Origin of the sequence: Acinetobacter rudis, from assembly GCF_000829675.1 — a bacterium.
Classification (GTDB): domain Bacteria; phylum Pseudomonadota; class Gammaproteobacteria; order Pseudomonadales; family Moraxellaceae; genus Acinetobacter; species Acinetobacter rudis.
This window is the reverse complement of the sequence record NZ_BBRX01000045.1, coordinates 13,309-32,629: the sequence shown is the minus strand read 5'-3', so window position 1 is coordinate 32,629 and position 19,321 is coordinate 13,309. Positions and strand designations below refer to the sequence as shown.

At 40.3% G+C, this 19,321-nt stretch carries 18 protein-coding genes; 6 read left to right on the top strand and 12 right to left on the bottom strand.

From position 1 onward, the window contains the following. The first annotated feature begins 181 nt into the window (after positions 1–181). Together Aru01_RS12395 and Aru01_RS12390 are read left to right on the top strand one after the other, a co-directional pair. On the top strand, positions 182–955 hold the full coding sequence (locus tag Aru01_RS12395) for a class I SAM-dependent methyltransferase (RefSeq protein ID WP_016657623.1): 774 nt from the start codon (positions 182–184) through the stop codon (positions 953–955). Positions 956–1,002: 47 nt separating this feature from the next. Then, on the top strand, positions 1,003–1,518 hold the full coding sequence (locus Aru01_RS12390; RefSeq protein WP_016657624.1) for a hypothetical protein: 516 nt from the start codon (positions 1,003–1,005) through the stop codon (positions 1,516–1,518). Positions 1,519–1,594: 76 nt separating this feature from the next. Here Aru01_RS12390 and Aru01_RS12385 read toward each other — a convergent pair whose 3' ends face one another. Both Aru01_RS12385 and Aru01_RS12380 read right to left on the bottom strand, forming a co-directional pair. Next, positions 1,595–2,137: a hypothetical protein gene (locus Aru01_RS12385; RefSeq protein ID WP_040331451.1), complete on the bottom strand. Its 543-nt coding sequence runs from the start codon at positions 2,135–2,137 to the stop codon at positions 1,595–1,597. Between the two features lie 262 nt (positions 2,138–2,399). After that, a complete protein-coding gene (locus Aru01_RS12380; RefSeq protein ID WP_016657626.1) occupies positions 2,400–2,867 on the bottom strand; it encodes a Holliday junction resolvase-like protein in 468 nt (155 codons plus the stop codon). Between the two features lie 134 nt (positions 2,868–3,001). Here Aru01_RS12380 and Aru01_RS12375 point away from each other — a divergent pair, with 134 nt between their 5' ends. The 4 genes from Aru01_RS12375 to yccS all read left to right on the top strand — a co-directional run bounded on the left by Aru01_RS12375 (position 3,002) and on the right by yccS (position 7,789). Next, a complete protein-coding gene (locus tag Aru01_RS12375) occupies positions 3,002–3,646 on the top strand; it encodes a ParA family protein (protein WP_016657627.1) in 645 nt (214 codons plus the stop codon). An 87-nt stretch (positions 3,647–3,733) separates the two neighbouring features. Then, positions 3,734–4,861: an AI-2E family transporter gene (locus Aru01_RS12370; RefSeq protein ID WP_016657628.1), complete on the top strand. Its 1,128-nt coding sequence runs from the start codon at positions 3,734–3,736 to the stop codon at positions 4,859–4,861. A gap of 64 nt (positions 4,862–4,925) precedes the next feature. Next, positions 4,926–5,498 carry a superoxide dismutase family protein gene (sodC, locus tag Aru01_RS12365; protein WP_016657629.1) on the top strand — a complete coding sequence of 191 codons (573 nt, stop codon included), beginning with the start codon at positions 4,926–4,928 and terminating at the stop codon, positions 5,496–5,498. A 140-nt stretch (positions 5,499–5,638) separates the two neighbouring features. Further along, positions 5,639–7,789 carry a YccS family putative transporter gene (gene yccS, locus Aru01_RS12360; RefSeq protein ID WP_016657630.1) on the top strand — a complete coding sequence of 717 codons (2,151 nt, stop codon included), beginning with the start codon at positions 5,639–5,641 and terminating at the stop codon, positions 7,787–7,789. Positions 7,790–7,814: 25 nt separating this feature from the next. Here yccS and craA read toward each other — a convergent pair whose 3' ends face one another. From craA to dxs, 10 genes are all read right to left on the bottom strand, one after another. Further along, positions 7,815–9,044, bottom strand: a complete 1,230-nt coding sequence (craA, locus tag Aru01_RS12355; RefSeq protein ID WP_016657631.1) for a chloramphenicol efflux MFS transporter CraA — start codon at positions 9,042–9,044, stop codon at positions 7,815–7,817. Between the two features lie 321 nt (positions 9,045–9,365). After that, a complete protein-coding gene (locus Aru01_RS12350; RefSeq protein WP_016657632.1) occupies positions 9,366–9,653 on the bottom strand; it encodes an STAS domain-containing protein in 288 nt (95 codons plus the stop codon). A gap of 24 nt (positions 9,654–9,677) precedes the next feature. Beyond that, entirely contained in the window at positions 9,678–10,307 is a 630-nt protein-coding gene (locus Aru01_RS12345; protein WP_016657633.1) for an MlaC/ttg2D family ABC transporter substrate-binding protein, read from the bottom strand. Between the two features lie 20 nt (positions 10,308–10,327). Continuing rightward, on the bottom strand, positions 10,328–10,993 hold the full coding sequence (gene mlaD / locus Aru01_RS12340; RefSeq protein ID WP_016657634.1) for an outer membrane lipid asymmetry maintenance protein MlaD: 666 nt from the start codon (positions 10,991–10,993) through the stop codon (positions 10,328–10,330). Then, positions 10,993–11,772, bottom strand: a complete 780-nt coding sequence (mlaE, locus tag Aru01_RS12335; RefSeq protein ID WP_016657635.1) for a lipid asymmetry maintenance ABC transporter permease subunit MlaE — start codon at positions 11,770–11,772, stop codon at positions 10,993–10,995. Before mlaE ends, mlaD begins: the two co-directional genes overlap by 1 nt. Beyond that, on the bottom strand, positions 11,769–12,587 hold the full coding sequence (locus tag Aru01_RS12330; protein ID WP_016657636.1) for an ABC transporter ATP-binding protein: 819 nt from the start codon (positions 12,585–12,587) through the stop codon (positions 11,769–11,771). Before Aru01_RS12330 ends, mlaE begins: the two co-directional genes overlap by 4 nt. Positions 12,588–13,123: 536 nt before the next feature. Beyond that, the gene (locus tag Aru01_RS12325; RefSeq protein ID WP_016657637.1) at positions 13,124–15,031 is read right to left on the bottom strand and encodes a DEAD/DEAH box helicase; all 1,908 of its coding nucleotides are present in this window, start codon (positions 15,029–15,031) and stop codon (positions 13,124–13,126) included. Between the two features lie 361 nt (positions 15,032–15,392). Beyond that, positions 15,393–16,010 carry a MarC family protein gene (locus Aru01_RS12320; protein WP_370736888.1) on the bottom strand — a complete coding sequence of 206 codons (618 nt, stop codon included), beginning with the start codon at positions 16,008–16,010 and terminating at the stop codon, positions 15,393–15,395. 273 nt (positions 16,011–16,283) lie between these two features. Next, positions 16,284–17,114, bottom strand: a complete 831-nt coding sequence (locus Aru01_RS12315; RefSeq protein ID WP_016657639.1) for an inositol monophosphatase family protein — start codon at positions 17,112–17,114, stop codon at positions 16,284–16,286. Between the two features lie 133 nt (positions 17,115–17,247). Next, complete coding sequence (dxs, locus tag Aru01_RS12310) at positions 17,248–19,161, bottom strand: 1-deoxy-D-xylulose-5-phosphate synthase (RefSeq protein WP_016657640.1); 1,914 nt, start codon at positions 19,159–19,161, stop codon at positions 17,248–17,250. Between the last annotated feature and the right edge of the window lie 160 nt (positions 19,162–19,321).

The window sequence follows — 19,321 nt, the reverse complement described above, 5'->3', positions numbered from 1 at the left end:
TCCACAATCACAAAAATCACCTTCTGTGGCGCTTTTTTTAAGCAAAAATCAAATATAACCTATTAGCAACTTACGTATTTACCACGCTATTTGATTTATAGCAGCTGCTTTAGCTAAAAAAGCGCGTTAAAGTAAATCCATATTCCGATGATGTCTGTATTAAATTCAAGGATTCACCACCATGACTGAATCAATTCATCCTGCTGCACAAAACGGTTTTGCCAACGCGGCTCAGCTCTATCAAAGTGTCCGCCCCTCTTATCCAGATGAAATAACCCAATGGTTAGTTGAACATTTGCATCTAGGTCAACAAGATGAATTACTTGACTTAGGTTCTGGTACAGGGAAATTTCTTGCCAATCTGAGTCAAATTTCTCATCGAGTTACTGCGGTTGAACCCATTGCAGAAATGCTTCAGCAACTACGGGCCCGCTATCCACAAGTACACAGCGTTCAAGCCTCCAGCCAACAGTTACCTTTTTCAGACAACCTCTTTGATGCTGTATTTTGCGCACAATCTTTTCATTGGTTCGCCAATGCTGCAAGCCTAAAAGAGATCCACCGTGTATTAAAACCTGCTGCAAAATTAGGATTAATCTGGAATCAACGTGACGAATCCGTAGATTGGGTCAAAGCACTGGCTGAATGTATTGAGCCCTATGAATCAGATACACCACGTTATCATCGACAAGAGTGGCAAAACGTTTTTAACAATCAACACTTGTTTAAAACTGTTGATGTCGTAACCTTTCGACATGTTCAAAGCGGTACTGTTGAAGACGTGGTGTGTAAACGCTTACGTTCTACGAGTTTTATTGCCGCTATGCCACAAGCTCAGCAACAGTCACTACAGGCGCAGTTTGAACACATTGTCTTTGCCCATACAGGTAAAAGACCTGATGAACAAATTGATTTTCCATACACAACTTATGCTTATTTTTATGAAAAAATCTGATTAAATCTAACACGAGATATTTATCAGATCATCATGGAGCAGAACTGATGTTACCTAAAACATTATTTATTGTTGTTGGCCTCAGTGGTGCAATGTTGCTCTTAAGCGGATGTAATCCAAAGTCTGCAGATCAAGAACATGGACAACATAGTACATCAAACCCAAGCAGTGTTGAACAGCAAATAGCACAGAATATTCGTCCTTTTGCTGCTACAGAACAAGATGCACATGATATTGCGTTACTGAAAAACTATAACGATAAGTTTCAAACCATGAGTATCGAATTTGAAAAAGATTTAGTCCGCTTGAAACAAGATGGCTACTTGACTGCGGATATGGAAAAAGATCGCCGTCGTGACCAAGCACTTTCGGCAATGAATATGCTAAAAGCACTCGAATTAGAAACCGAACAGGGTCGTTATATTCAAGGTTTATATTATCAGCACTGGGAAAAACAGTATCAACGTGATCAAGTAAATACAGCTTCTGCTGAGTTAACCACACCTTCAGAACTTAATATGGCAGAAGCGCAGCTCAAACAATGGCAGTCCACACAAAGCTAATCTAGCCCTAGATTTCAATTGGCCTTTCTTTTTCAGAAAGGCCAAATTAGATCAATCTCAATCAATAAAAATGCAATCAAATATTTTGATGTTCAATCCACTTTATTGAATCCACACGAATCAACCGACAAGCACCGTCACCCACACCGTTCCAATCTAATGCAGACTTCCACACCAAGTCACGATCATTGATTTGAACGAGGTCTCCCTCTAAACGAACAAGATCACCACGTTTAACTTGTTTAATTTGCTGTGCAACTTCTGGATTCGCAGGAATAATATGCATATTACTGACTAATTGTGTTGCCAGTCTTGGGTGAATGGGTGGTCGAGGCATTTTCCAATTTAAATAACGATCATATTGATTAATCGAAATTTGACGTGCAATATCTGGTTCGGTAAACATGCCGCGTGTGACTGCAAAATCAATTGGGGAGAACTTCGCCTGTTCATCATGGCTATATTCTTTAGAACCTAAGATACGAAATTGACCCTCAAAAGGCTCAAGCACCGAAATCTGCTGCGACTCAAGTACTGGTGGTAACCCATTGGCAATATTATAAGCGCTTGATGCCGCCTGTACTTGCCAACTACTACATAGCAATACTGTTATTGCCATGGCACGTTTGATCTTAGTGAATATCATGTTGCATCCCCTGATCATCAACAGTGCATGCCTCACATCACACTGCTGAATCAATATTGGTCATCTTACGCCTTCTATTAATATCTAGCACTCTGTTTATAGAGGCAAAATACTCAACGGCTACAATCACGATGCTAACCAAAATTTATACTGCACTCTGTCATAAATTTGTCACTCGCTTTATTTCAATAATTTTAAATAGCTCAAAGCATTGTTGTTGACCCGTTTCTTAATCTTAGTCCTCAAAATTAATCCTTAATGTCTCAAAGCGAACGCGTCCCTGTGCAATTGCCTCGGCAATTGCTTGCTGACCTTTGCTTAAACGAGCACCACCACTTTTAATATCAATAAAAATGACATCAATATCCTCTGCACGGCCATCACCATCACGGAAATCACTGTAACCATCAAAAATAATATAATCGACAGGATCGCCTAAAAATTTGGCATCACTGGGTAAATATTGAAACTCAGGTAATAAGGGTGCAAATTGTTCAGCCATTTTACCTTTCAACACAGCTCGGCTGGTGTTCACACTGCTACGCCTTGCCTTAACTAATTGCTGCTGATGCTCTAATTCTAATTCTGCAATATATCTTTCATATTCAGCTTTAATTCTTGAGTTACGACTAGAAGACATCAGCAAAAATGTCAGTAATGCACCTAGTACAATCCCAATCAATATGGCGGCCCCAATAGACATCTTTTTTCCTTTAAGTTTTCAATCACTTTATCTCAATAACACAGCATATAAACTTTATTTAGATCACATCAATTCAGCATTAAAATGATGTAAGCTAATAACAAAGTTCACTAGACCTCATTCAACGTAATAATATGAAAACGATACTAATTGCAAATCAAAAAGGTGGCTGTGGTAAGACCTTAACCGCGATCACGCTCGCTTCTGCACTGGCGCATAAAAATTATAAAGTTGCTTTAGCCGATGCTGATAATCAAAAATCTGCCCTACATTGGTTAAAACAACGTGGTGAACAAAGCCCGACCATTTTAAGTCTAGATTGGCGCAATGAAAAATCTATCGGTGATGCACCGAAAAAATTAGATTATTTGATCATTGATGCCCCTGGTGCATTAAGCGGTGAACATGCAGAACAACTCATCAGTGAATGTCATGCGATCGTGACACCACTGCAACCTTCATTTTTTGATATCGATAGTACACGACGTTTTCTCAAGCATATTCAAGATATAAAACGTATTCGTAAGGGTAAAGTTGAAATTCACCTCATTGCGAATCGTGTCAAAGCCAACAGTTCTAGCTCTAAAAATATTCAAGATTTTTTTGAAAAAATTGAGCAGCAACCCACTGCTTGGATCTCTGAACGCAGTATCTATAGCCAATTGGCTATGCAGGGTTTAACTATTTTCGATCGAAATCAAAAGAATATTTTAGCGATTCAACAACAATGGCAGCCACTTTTGGATGTTTTAATCGACGATCCTACTGACTGGTTTTAATTCACAAATTATGGCTATATCTTAGGCTTACAACATTCAATCAAAAATATTTGCAGGTGAGTTTACACTATCTGCTTAAATTAACAGATGACTCAAATTAAAGAGACTCGAGTGTACGAAATACCTACTTTAAAACGAATTTTATTCTTTGGTCTATGTTTTACGCTCCTTTATTTAGGCTTTGATGTAGTCAAGTACTTTATTGTCCCTGTACTTTGGGCCAGTATCATCGCCTATATGACTTGGCCGATTTATAAATATATTCAAAAACGTTGTGGTGAACATCGTGTCAATCTGAGCGCAACACTCATGATCAGCTTGGTCATCTTAGTGATTGGTATTCCCCTCACCTTTGCCGTTTTTATACTGCAACTTGAGGGACGCAATCTATATCTCGACTTACATAACCAGCTGTCTTCTGGCAACTTCCAATTGCCATCTTTTGTCGCACAGTTGCCGATTATTGGCCCCATCATCAATGAAAGTATTCATGAGATTAATGCTAATCCTGCCGCCCTCACACAAACCATTAATACATGGATTCAAGGTCATCTGAGCTACGGTAAAATCGTGATTGGAGAAATCAGTAAAAACTTAATCAAACTCGGTTTTGTGATTTTTACTCTATTCTTTTTCTATCGTGATGGTCGAACTATTTTGCAACAAGTCAGTGCTGCGCTTGAAAATATTATTGGACCACGTATTCATCATTATCTTGACACGATTTCAGAAACCACACGTGCAGTCGTATACGGTATTGGCCTAACTGCAGTTGCTCAAGCGATTTTAGCGGGTCTCAGTTACTTTGTTGCGGGTGTACCGAACCCAATGTTATTGACGATTGTCACCTTCTTCTTTGCGCTGATTCCTTTTGGTACACCTGTCGCCTATGGCGCTGTTTCATTGTGGTTAGTATCACAAGGCCAAATGATTGAAGCTGCTGGCGTTTTAGTATGGGGCGTGTGTATTGTAAGTACATCTGATAATGTCATCCGTCCGTTGGTTATCTCCGGTGCAACTCAAATTCCGTTCTTGTTAATTATGTTTGGTGTACTTGGAGGCATCAGTAGTTTTGGTCTCGTTGGCTTATTTATCGGTCCAGTGATCTTAGCTATTTTATTGGCAATATGGCGTGAGTGGCTGCACGAAAGTGAAGAACTGCAAGTAGAAGAGGTCAGTTCACAACAACTTGATCACGAAAATTGTCATAAATAATCAAGCCCTTTGCATTAAAAACGCCTAGTATTGGACAGGTAACTTTAGAAAAGGGAAATAAAACATGATGAAATTATCATCTGTATTCAAAACTGCGAAGTTGCCTACAACTATAGCCCTGCTTGCACTTGCAGCGGGTTGTAGCAGCAATCTCATCAAATCTGAAGATTCAACTTCTACGCAGCGTCAAGCAATTACAATTAATCAAGTTTCTGCTCAAGGTATTCAACAGGCCATCGGTACTGTTTACTTAAGTGACAGCGCACAGGGTCTTAAAATCGATACTCAGTTAGCGCAAATTCCAGCAGGTGTACATGGTTTTCATATTCATGAATTCGGATCATGTGCAGCAGCAGAAAAAGATGGAAAAATGATTGCAGCACAAGCGGCAGGTGGACATTTCAACCCACTTAAAGTTGCACATGGTGATGAAAAAACAGGTCACCTTGGTGATCTACCACCACTTAATGTCGATGCAAATGGACAAAGTAATACGACAGTCTATGCACCTCGTCTTAAATTGGCCGATGTTCAAGGGCTAGCCCTTATGGTTCATGCAGGTGGTGACAATCACTCTGACCACCCTGAACCTCTTGGCGGTGGTGGTGCTCGAATCGCATGCGGTGTTATCAACTAATTAACTGCACCTTTGGCTGTGGATATTGCTTTAGATATCCACAGCTCTATGACTAGCCCCATACAAGTTCAATAAAAAGATTGACTGTAAAATATATTCATAGCACGCTGTAGTAAAAATAACGTAATCCATAGATAACAATGCAGCCCAAACCCTCCTTGCTTCAACAGCTTTTATCAAATTCTTTATGGGTTTATTGCGTACAAATATTTATTGTTCTCTCTGGAACGACCTTAGGTCTGTGGTTTCTTGGCCATGAACAACTGATTATTCCCGTTACATTAGGCGCAATTGCAACAGCACTGACTGACTTTGACGATCGACTGAGTATTCGCCTGCGTAACTTGATTTACGTCTGTATTTTATTTTTTACTGTAAGTAGCATCTTAGAGCTACTTTATCCCTATAAATTATTTTCTATCCTGTATCTTACGCTGTCCAGTATATTGCTCATACTCATGGGTGCCTTAGGTCAGCGCTATGCGACCATATCATTTGGAACAATTTTACTTTCGATCTACACACTATTTGGCCTTGGTGAATATAGTGCATGGTACATGCAGCCTAGCTACTTTGTACTCGGCGCGATTTACTATGGTCTAAGTTCGATTATCTTTTACTTGCTGAAACCTACTCAAGCGATCCAAGACAATCTTGCCCAATCTTTTTTTCAATTGGCACACTTATTTCGTATTAAGGCTGAATTGTTTGATCCAGACAACTCAGCAAAAGTTGAACAACTACTTTATGATTTATCTTTACAAAATAACCAAGTAGTACAAAGTTTAAATTTAAGTAAACGCACCCTACTGACCCGACTTAAAGCTTCCCGAGCCAATAAAAAAACCATCGAATCGCTAGAACACTATTTTTTAGCCCAAGATATCCACGAACAAGCCACTTCAAACTACTTACATTATCAGCAGATCCAACAACAATTTAGTCGTACCGATTTGATCTTTCGGATTCAAAAAAATGTTCGATTCTTAGCATTGGCATGTGATCGTGTAGCACAATCGATTTTACAACAACAAGAATATAGTCCTGATCCAGAACACCAGTATGCGTTGGCACAATTACAACTTTCAGTACAAGATTGGATTAATACCCACCCAAACAACGTTGAAGTCAAAAATCTACAATTGATCTTAAAGAACTTAAGTACCCTGCATGAACAACTGAATCGCCTCAATAAACAGACACAAACAATAGAAGATACGACTCATCCTTTACTGGCAGAAATCAATTTACTCGATGACGATATTCAAAGCCTTACTGACCTATGGCTTAAGTTAAAGCAACATCTTAGCCCTCAATCTGCCTTATTTCGCCATGCTATCCGCATAGGCTTTGTTTTTGCAGCAGGCTCATTGCTCTCATTACTGCCCTTTGCAAAACATGGATATTGGATCTTACTCACCAGTTTGTTTGTTTGCCAAATTAGCTATTTCGCAACAAAAAGTCGCTTAAAACTCAGGACCCTAGGCACTATTTTAGGCGTACTACTGGGTGTACCGCTGTTATATCTGGTACCGAGTGTTGAAGGACAATTAATGCTGACGATTATCTTCGGTGTATCCTTCTTTTATTTACGTTCGAAAAAATATGCCATGGCGACCTTAATGGCAACCCTAATGGTTATGCTGATTTTCAATTTAAAAGGTGCAGGTTATAGCATCATGCTACCGCGCGTGATTGATACACTCTTGGGTTGTTTTATTGCTTGGTTTGCAGTTAGTTTTATCTGGCCCGATTGGAATTTTAGAAACATTTCAAACAATATCAAACGTAATTTAGAAAGTAATTTGGAATACTTTGCAGCTGTGGTTCAACAGTACCAAAATGGTCGAAATAACAGTATCCAATATCAAAACTCACGTCGTACAGCACATAATGCTCAGATTGAGTTATCAAATATGATTTCGAGTCTAAGTACAGAGCCGAATCCAGATGCTGAATTAGTACAAACTGCTTTTCGTTATTTGGTTTATAGTCATAGCCAACTAAGTTATATCTCAGCACTAGGCAGTCATCGCTTACAGCTCAATGAGCCGATCTTGCTTGGACTCATGCAAAGCTGCCAACAGATTTTGAATCTTACACTCATCCAACAACAAGATTTAGATGAGCTAGAGCTGCAAAAAAAGCTACAAGAAATTGAACAGCTAAGTGTTCAGAGCGATCAGGCTGATCATTTGGTTTTAATTTTAAAGCAACTGAGTTTATTGCTAGAGACTTTGCCAGAGTTGGTCCGACTGAAGAACCAACTCTTAGCACTTGAAATTCGTTAAACTTAAAGATTGAATTGCTCAGAAATTAGAAAATGCCTTTATCAACACGTAATCGCATTTCTTTTTTCAGTGCTATACGTGGGAAACTAAACCACAGCACAATCAACAATAAACAACACAAGCTATAAGCCATCACATGGAACTCTATGTACAGTACTCGTGCTGCTTCTAAAATAAAGAAGAATGAGAACATCAGTAACATAGAGACTGCTGCTGCCACTGTACCTTTAGAGATATCTGAAGACATTAAGGCAAAACGATACATCACAGAGAAACTAATCCCCTCACCAAAACTAATCAGACTCATCCCAATAATCAAGCTCCACATGAAGTATTCACTCCAAAGCGTGCCTAACACTAAAACCACAGCCCCCAATAACATGATTGGCACACCAATCATGACGGTCTTACCCAGTGCATATTTATCGATAACTTTAATAAGAACCACGTTACCTAAAATCAAAGCACCTAAAATTGGGAACTGTGCTAAGCCATATTCAAAGCTACTCATACCCAACTCTTCGACCATCATAATCGGAGATAAAGCAATCCAAAGCATCAATGGCATGCTAAGCATAGGTAAAGCAAAAGCCAAGGCTAAGAAACGACGATTACGATACACTTGAGCAAAGTCTTTAAAGACATAGCGTAATGAACGTTTTATCTGTGGCTTTGGTGCATCAGGCATTTTATATTTCAAACCAAACCAGCTTAGAAAAGCCAAGAATGCAATGCCAATAAATCCCCAGTGCCAAGAAATATGATCAATCATGGCAGCACCGACCACAGGGCCAAGTAGTGGGGCCAATAAAGAAATATTTGCCATCAAAGACATAACTTTAATAGCATCACGCTCTGCAAAAATCTCTTGAATAGCTGCATAGCCCACAGCCGAGATCACAGTTAAGCCAATCCCTTGTAAAAAGCGGAGTATTAAAAATTGATAAATGTCTTGAGTCAACAAAATCAATAAACAACAGACAACGAAAAACAGTACGCCTGTCAACAAAACAGGTTTACGTCCTAGACGATCGGAAAGCGGTCCCAACAACCAGGCTACACATGCCCCACCCAATAGGTAAAAGGACATTGAAGAAGGTGCCCAAGCACTACTTACACCAAAGTCTCGAGTGATTGCCAACATCGCTGGCTGAATCAAATCGTTGCCAATGTATACTGAAAATTCGAATAAAACCAAGGCCAATGGAAACATCAGCGTGGCACGACTCAAGCTCACAGTAGAAGCATTCTGCATTATATATTTCTCATTATAAATCAATACATTAAACCAAATCCTTGTGAGATCGAGCATGTAGGTATCGATTGTAGATGTGGGTAGAAATTGAATGAAAAATACGCCGTTTAACGACGATTGTATACACCGCGTTCACAAGGTGTTTAGAGCTAAAACAGAAAGGAGATATTTTTGAACAAAACGATTGTTTTGACTAGTGCCGCATTCTAACAATGCCCACTTTAATACGCCAGTATTTTTTTATTGTAAAATTGAAAATTGATAAACGATCAATAAACGACCTGCCGACAGTGTCTAAACTGTGACAGATCGATTGGGCCATCAGACCATCCGTAGATGATCTGTTAAATGACTTGCTTGAATGATTTTCAACATTTTTTCTGGTACAGCACTAAAAATAAGACCATTTGCCTCTGGTGTTTGACGCAACCAACGCACCAATACAGCCAGCGCAATGGTATTCGCCGATTTCAACTCTGCTAAATTTACGGTCAAAGGAAAGCTTTGTTGCTTTTCGATGATGGCTAAACCCGCCAAATATATTTGTTGGGCATTTTCAAAGTTAATTTCACCAGAAACATGACATTGCTGATCTTTAAATTCAATCACTCTGTACCTACTGTCTATCCGCTATTATTTTTTATTTACTGCAGCTTCTGCATCTGGCTTAAAGCTTGCAATGGCCTTGTCAATGTTTCCACCGTTACTTTTCACGTTTGCAGCAAATTGATTACGGAACTGTAGACCAAGATCAATCCCCGAAACGTTTACATTACGGATCTTCCACTGGTTGTTGCTATCAGCTAACTGGAAAGATACAGGGATTTTCTCGCCATTGTTGTTAAAGTCGATTGTCACAACAGGAAACTTACTGCCAGTGTCTTTATAAGGACGCATTGAATAGCTTTGATTTGAGTACTTAGCAAAAGCAGAACCATAGTTTTCAATTAAAGTTTCGCGGAAGTTTTTCTCAAATTGAGCACGTTGTGCTGCAGTACTATATTGATTCGTTGCATAAGTCCCCATAACAGTACGAGTAAATGCTTGAGAATCAATGTATGGGTCTAAATTTTGACGTACTAAAGCTTTGACCACAGCTGGATTTTTAAGCTTAGATTGGTCTGCTTTAAGGCGCACAATAAGATTGTCTGCAACACGCTTTACAAATGCTGGAGGCGTCTCACTTGGTGCCGCAAAAGCATTACTCATGAGCATGCTAGACAACACACCTGCTGTTAAAGTTGTTTTTAAAAACATATTCATTTCAGTGATTCCTCTTTAGCTTATTCTACAAATGATGTCTGAGCGTCAGTTTGTTCAGCTGTTGCTGGCTCTGTTGAACCCGCAGCAGGTTTAGATGCTCCACCTGTAATAAATTTCGTGATCAAATCTTCAAGGTCCATTGTTCCTTGAGTATTACCAATACTTTCATTGCGTTTTAGATAGTTGAAACCACCACCTGGTACGATTTTAAGGTATTTTTCACCTAACAAACCGTTGGTCGCAACCATGATATAAGCATCTTCGTCAATATTTGTTATGGATTTCATATTGTTAATTAGTTGCTGTTCCATCTCTTTTTGTTTCGCAGGAGCAGCTGCCTCAAAATCCGAACTATAACGAAGTTCTTCTAATGCATTTTTTTGCACAGTTTTTAATTGCTCATCATTAAAAGTTGTCAACTGACCATCAAGATCAAATGACACTGTTGCCATGCGAGTTACTGGATCTAAAGTAATACGGTCTACACGACCAATTGTCACACCACTCATGGTGACTTTGGCACGTGGTTTTAGTCCATTCACATTATCAAATTGGGCAGTCATAGTATAATTGTCACGCAAATTACTGCCGACTAAGCCACTCACTTTCATTGCAAGAAAGAATAGCGCGACACCAAATATAATGACGAAGATACCTACGGCCAGTTCACTAGTACGTGATTTCATCAAATTCCTCCAAACATGACCGCAGTCAAAACAAAATCGAAACCTAAGACACAAAGTGATGAATACACCACTGTTTGTGTTGTCGCAGTGGAGATCCCTTCCGAGGTCGGCACACAAGCATAGCCTTGATAAACTGCAATCCAGGTACAAATAAAGGCAAAGACAATACTCTTAATAATGGTTCCATTAAAAACATCATGCATAAACTGCACACTGTTTTGCATCCCACTCCAGAATGAGCCTTCATCGACACCTAAAAAGTCCACACCAACTAATTTACCGCCAATAATACCAATTGCAGCAAAAATCACTGATAACATTGGCAAACTGAACATGCCTGCCCACAAACGTGGTGACACAATTCGTTTTAATGGATCTACACCAATCATTTCCATACTAGAAAGTTGTTCAGTGGCTTTCATTAAACCAATTTCAGCAGTCAATGCAGAACCTGCACGACCAGCAAATAACAATGCTGCAACTACAGGCGCAAGTTCTCTCAACAAGGTCAGTGATACCATTGTACCGAGCATGGACTCAGAACCAATGTTCACCAAGATTGAATAACCTTGTAAACCTAGTACCAAACCAATGAATAAACCTGACACAGCAATGATGAGTAATGACAACACACCCACACGGTACATTTGATAAATAAATAAACGTACACCTTGCCAAGTCGGAAGTGAGAAAACTATTTGCAGCAACATAATCGTTGCTACACCAACGCCACGAATGCTGGCAATAACACGTTGACCTAATGAGGCAATCGCATTCATGACTTCACCTCATGACTTAAATAAGGCTGGTGACTAAATTGATAGTCTACAGGCCCTTCATTCGAACCAGACAAAAATTGCTGAACAAAAGCAGATGGATGATTTGTCAATTGCTCTGGCGTACCTTCACCCTGAATAATGCCCTCAGCAACCACATAAATATAGTCAGCAATAGATAAAGTCTCAGCAACATCATGAGAGACAATAATCGAAGTCAAATCCAAAGCTTCACGCAAGGAGCGAATTAGACGTGTCAGTACACCCTTTACAATCGGATCTTGGCCAGCAAAAGGTTCATCATACATAATCAGCTCTGGGTCTAAAATGATCGCCCTAGCCAAGGCAACACGACGATTCATACCACCAGAAAGTGCCGAAGGCATAAGCTGTTCTGTACCACGTAAACCTACAGCTTCAAGTTTCAAGCCAACCAATTCTGCAATTAAATGTTCAGGTAATTGGGTATGAGCTCTTAATGGAAAGGCAACATTTTCATAAACTGACATATCAGTAAATAGTGCACCACTTTGGAAAAGCATTCCCATACGAGCACGCGCCTGAAATAACTCTGTTCGTGACATTGCTGCAATATCAGCACCATCAAAAAGCACTTCACCTTGATCAGGTGTGAGTTGTCCACCGAGCAAGCGTAATAAGGTTGTTTTACCTGTACCAGATGGCCCCATAATCGCGGTAATTTGTCCACGCCGAATTTTCAGACTGACATTTTCATAAATGATACGTTCACCGCGTTTAAAGCTTAGGTTTTTGACATCCACTAAGACTTCAGACTCAAGGTGCAATGGATTATTCATAACTGAACGTTTTCCTGCAATTTATCAGCTTGCATACTATAGCACCTGAAATTGACGATAAGATATGCTGATTAATAAGAATAAGGTTCCCGAGATTGGGAGAAAACGCTATTGAAGCAGAATTCTAATCAGCTTCCGTTTTTTTGTAAATTTTAATACGCAGTAATTAAATGAATTATCTCATAAAATATAAAAAAAAGTACAATTTACAAACTATAAGATATTGGAAAGAGTGTTCATTAAACAGTCAACCCAAAACAATTCAACAACTATATTGAAACGATTGCCGTCTTAGAGAAATTTATCAACCAACTGATTTACAATAAAAAACATGACATTAAAAAGTATCAGAAAGACAAAAATAGCGTACATCATCACTCATGTACCCTTATGTACTTAGATATAGCAGTGGCATTATTTTATCTATTTATCATTTTTTTTCAATAACCCAATCAAAATCACATTTATATTTAGGTTTTCAACATTTCAACACATAAAAAAACCAGTCCGAAGACTGGTTTTTTATATGGATCGTATTAGTCGTTGAATTTACGACGACGATCAGCACCTTCACCTTCACGGCGTGGACGATCATTGTTAAATTCGCGACGTGGACGATCTTCACCACCGAAGTTACGCTTAGGACGATCTTCACCACCAAAAGTACGCTTAGGACGGTCATCGCCACCGAAGTTACGTTTAGGACGATCATCGCCACCAAAAGTACGCTTAGGACGATCTTCACCACCAAAACTACGTTTAGGACGGTCAGAGAAGTTACCTTCACGACGTGGTTTGTAATCTACGCGGTTACCACGGTTGTCATCATTTGCATCAAAACGCGGTTTATCGTTGAAACCACCTTCGCGACGCGGACGATCACCATTGAACTCACGACGTGGACGGTCGTTGTTAAATTCGCGACGTGGACGTTCTTCGCCATTAAACTCGCGACGTGGACGTTCTTCACCGTTAAATTCACGACGTGGACGGTCGTTGTTAAATTCGCGACGCGGACGATCTTCGCCATTAAATTCACGACGTGGACGGTCATTGTTAAATTCGCGACGTGGACGTTCTTCACCATTAAACTCGCGACGTGGGCGATCTTCTGAATACGAACGACGTTCGCCATCACGACTACCACCTTCACGGCGTTTAAAGTTGCTTTCACCTTCGAAACGACGACCACCACCGAAGCCACCACGGCCACCGCGACCACCATCACGTTTACCACCACGACCGCCACCGCCATCACGACGTTGTTTTGCAGGAGGTGGAGATGGTTCTAAACCTTCAATTTCAGAAACATTTAGACGTGCATCTAAGTAATCTTCAAGTGCACGGATTTTGCCACGCTCACGATAAGTCGCTAAAGTAATTGCTTTACCAGTACGACCAGCACGACCAGTACGACCAATACGGTGTACATAGTCTTCATTTTTCATCGGTAAACCGAAGTTAATCACGTGAGAAATTGTTGGTACGTCTAGACCACGTGCTGCAACGTCAGTTGCAACTAGGATTTTTGCACGACCTTCACGAATGCTACGTAAACGACGGTTACGTACAGTTTGTGGCATCGCACCGTGTAGAGCAACAACAGAAAGACCTGCTTCAGCTAGCTCTTCAGCTAACATGTCGGTATCTTCTTGTGTACTAGCAAAAACAACAGCTTGATCTAAATCTTCTTCACTTAACCAATGTGTAAGCAATTTTTTCTTATGCTCAAAACCATCAGTCCAGTGTAAAGTCTGAGTAATATCTGTATTGGTTGTATGACCAGTTTCGATCGCAATACGCTCAGGCTCATTCATCATACGTTCAGCTAAACGAATAATACGGTCAGCAAAAGTCGCAGAGAACATTAATGTTTGTGTACGATTCGCAGCAAGATCGCTAATTGCTTCTAGGTCTTCAGAGAAACCTAAATCCAACATACGGTCTGCTTCATCAACGATCAAAGCATTCACTTGATCTAATTTAAGTTGACGACGATTTACTAAATCCAATAAACGACCTGGGGTTGCAACAACCACTTGAGCGCCTTTTAATTGTTGGATTTGCTTACCAAAAGGCATACCACCCATTACCGCAGCAATACGTACACCTTTCATGTGACGTACAAATGCAATCGCATCTTGGCTAACTTGTTGAGCCAATTCACGTGTTGGACACAACACTAAGATATTCGGTTGAGTAACTGCACGCATACGGTCTTTAAAAGATACTAAAGTATCTTGTGTAGCAAGCGCATTCAAAGTTGGGAGTAAGAATGCGGCAGTCTTACCAGAACCAGTCTGGCTTGAAACGAGAAGGTCTTTACCTTCTATAGCAGCAGGAATCGACTGTTCTTGCACTGGCGTAGGTGCAGTAAAACCTAGGCTCTCAAGTGCTTTATTTAGAGATTCGTGCAGGGAAAAATCAGCAAAATTTTTGCTCATAGAGACGTTCACCCTAAACTGGGTGCTCCATTAATATAATCAGATGGACATCGGCAAAAAGCGGCACAGCAATAGACGCTGAAAAAAATGAAATCAGCGGCAATCCGTATTTAAGGACGATGTGATATAACGCACGTTTGAATACGACCGGAACCTGAAAGAATCGCTTTAGCGATTGGGGCGCGAAATATCGTCCTCATTGGACTGCACGCGCATACACAATGATAAGTAGAGAATGTTCAGGTAATGAACTGAATTGAGGTGCGTGGCCGAAGTATAACAGCTATTATGCAAATGTCACGCTAAAATTCATGATTCTTTCGAATTTTATTCTCTTGCTCAAATAAACAACCATTACAGCTTAAACTGAAAGGTCTTTCATAATGCCGAGTACACCGGTGATCATCATATCGATCGCGATGGTACCCACTAAAAGTGCAGCTAAACGCCCAACGATATCCACATAGTGATCGATATATTTTGCATGCTTAGTGCGTAGGTTGTCATGAGCATATTTCATTAAAATTAAGATACTACAGCTCACCAGTAAAGTAAGTCCAATCACCAATGCTGCACGTGTTAAGGGTAATTGCACCCCTGTCACCACCGCTGCACTAATCGTCCCTGGACCAATCATAAATGGCATTGCGATCATACCCGCTGCATGTTCAGATGATCCACGTGTCGCACCGATCGTATCAGCACCTTCAAATACATAGCGATAACCAATCACCAAAAAGATTATTCCACCAAAGATTTGAAAAGCCTCAAAACGTACTTGCAAAAAATCACTAAAAATTGCCTCACCACCCCAAGCAAAGAGAATAAAAACAGTCAATGCAATCAAGGCGCCCTGAATCAAAGCTTTCGTAAAGACTTTAAACTCCAAGTTACGGATCAAGCCCAACATATATATGCTCATCAGGAAGGGATTGAGTAAGGCAAAAAATAAAGCAAAAGAATGAATATAAGAGTTCATCAAAATAATAATCCAGCCGACTGATCTATGGGGTAAATACCAACGAAATACGCTCAGAATACATCTAATCTAAGTTTTATCCAAAACAGCAAAGGGCCAATATGTTTTATTTTAGTTAACATCAGCTTAGCACCGATGTTTTTTTATTTTAGCAATTTCTTAGGTGACTTTGACCATAAAAAAACCTGAGCTATTGTTAAGCTCAGGTTTTTCCAAAATGTATTGCTGTGATGAAGAAATCATAAATTTATGACTTCACCAAACTCAATAGTATTATTTCGCAGCTTCACCCCAAGCAGGAACAACAGCTTGCATAAGAGGTTTTAACATTTTCATTGATGTTGCAATGACTTGACCATTTTGCATCGAATCAGTACCACCACGCGCATCGACTACAGTACCGCCTGCCTCTTTAACCAACAATTCGCCAGCAGCGATATCCCAAGGTTTTAGACCAAGTTCAAAATAACCATCAAGACGACCAGCAGCAACATAAGCTAAATCTAATGCAGCTGAACCTGAACGGCGGTATTGAGCACCCGCTTCTGTAACAGCGAGCAACGAATCGAAATGATTTTTCGCATAAGAAACCACTTCACCATTACGTTTAGCACGATATGCATGACCTACTGAAAGGAAAGTATTGTCTAAGCTATCTTTAATATTTACGCGAATACGACGTTGGTTCATCATTGCACCACGACCACGACTTGCTGAGAATAACTCGTCTTTAACAGGATCGTAGATTACACCGTGTTGAGTAATACCTTTGTGCTGTACTGCGATTGAAATACAGAAATGAGGGAAACCATTAATAAAGTTTAAAGTACCGTCTAAAGGATCGATAACCCAGCACCAGTCTGCATCGTGGCCTTTGCCTTCTTGTAGACCAAACTCTTCGCCAAGGAAACTGTGGTTTTTATAACTTTTACGAAGTGTGTCGATGGTCAATTGTTCGAGATAACGGTCAACACGTGTAACAGGACCATCAATGCCTTTTTCTTCAACTTGTAGATCAAGTTTATGACGATTCTGATGCGCTTTTAAAAGCTCTTGACCAACTGTTTGAGCCGCACGCGCAGCCATCACCACCATAGGTTCCATTAAACACCCACTACAAATTAGAAAATACTGATAAAGAATAATGCATAAAAGCGTCGACATTTTAGCAAATGTCGACGCTTTTTGGGGATGTTTTTTCTAAAACTTTTTAATCAATTGAAATTAGGCAGATTATTCACTCAATTTCTACGGTCAATTGTGTCCAAGTTTTCATGATAGATCGGTAAATGCCTTGTGCATCCAAGCCACAGTCATGCAACATTTCATGATGTGTAGCCTGCGCTAAGAACTCATCAGGTAAACCAAGATTGAGCATCGGTTTCAAGATTTGCTCTTGAACCAACAATTCATTCACAGCACTTCCTGCACCTGCCATCACTGCATGCTCTTCAACCGTGACAAATAAATCGGTTTTAGCAGCATAGTCTCGGATCATCTGCGCATCTAAAGGCTTCACAAAACGCATATTGATGACATCAACCGCGACTGAATCAGCATTAGCTAACTGCTCAGCAGCTGCGATGGCAACACTTACACGACTACCAAAAGCTAAAATTGTAATACGCGCCGATGCATCGGTATTAAAACTTGCAACAACCTCAGCCCGACCAATTTCTAAGCTTTTTAGTTCTGACTCGATGTGAACCCCTAAGCCATTGCCACGTGGATAACGAACTGCGGCAGGTCCAGGATGCAGATATGCGGTATGTAACATTTGGCGGCATTCGTTTTCATCTTTTGGCGCCATGATCACAATATTAGGTACAGTTCGCATATAAGCATAATCATATGCTCCAGCATGAGTTGGACCATCCTCACCGACCAAACCAGCACGATCAATCCCGAAAGTCACATCAAGATTCTGTAAAGCAACATCATGGATCAACTGATCATAACCACGTTGCAAGAAGGTAGAGTAAATTGCCACTACAGGTTTCAGACCTTCACAAGCCATCCCTGCTGCAAGGGTCACAGCATGTTGTTCTGCAATGGCCACATCAAAATATCGCTCTGGATATTTTGCTGCAAACTTAACCATACCCGAGCCTTCACACATTGCTGGTGTAATCGCAAGTAAACGGTTGTCTTGTTCTGCCTCATCACAAAGCCATTGACCAAATACATCTGCATATTTTGGCGCATTTGGCTGGCTAGATGCACCAGAAGCGGTACTCTTACCTATTGCATGGTATTTAATTTGATCTGCTTCTGCTGGTGCAAAACCTTTACCTTTAACGGTATAGACATGAACTAAGCGTGGGCCTTTGCGTTTCTTCACAGCATTGAGCACATTAACTAATTGCTCAACATCGTGACCATCAAAAGGACCGAAGTAATCAAAACCGATTGCTTTAAATAAGTTATCTGCCGCATCAGTTGCAGGTTGATGTAACCGTGAGTTGTAGCACCAATCAGGATGTGACTGGATAAATGGCTGACCTTGGTCATCGAGTTGTACAGATTGGCCCTGCTCCCAAATTGCAGCCAAGTGTTTAGCAAAACCACCTGTACTACATGAGATTGACATATCATTGTCATTTAAAATAACAATTAAATCTGCATCATGTGCCACAGCATCATTTAAAGCTTCAAAAGCCATACCTGCAGTCATGGCACCATCGCCTACGACAGAAACCACTTGGCACGGATCTTTTTGATAACGGCGTGCTAAGGCCATCCCTAAACCAGCAGAAATCGCTGTTGATGAATGGCCCACACCAAAAGTATCAAACTCAGACTCTTCCCGTGCAGGAAAAGCAGCCAAACCATCTTTGGCACGTATGCTCGTCAAACGGTCACGACGACCTGTTAAGACTTTGTGAGGATAAGCCTGATGACCTACATCCCAAATCAGGCGATCTGAAGGTGTATTAAAACAATAATGCAAAGCCACAGTAAGTTCGATGACACCTAGGTTTGCACCAAAATGACCACCACTTTGCCCAGCGGCATAAAGTATATACTGGCGTAATTGATCCGCCACTTGAGTTAACTGGCTTTGCTCAAGTTGACGTAATTGCTGAGGATGATTAATTTCATCCAACAAAGGCGTAACAGGACGCTGAGCAGGTATTTCTGTATACAACATATATGGCAAAGCCTTCTTTAGCCTGGCAAATCCTAAGCTAGGTAAACGGGTAAATGCGATTAGGGTCGAATTATATCACTTCCAATCAAATACATGGTGATTGGTCATGCTTAAGGATAAAAAGCATATCCTACTTGTATCTTGATCCTGATTATCCAGA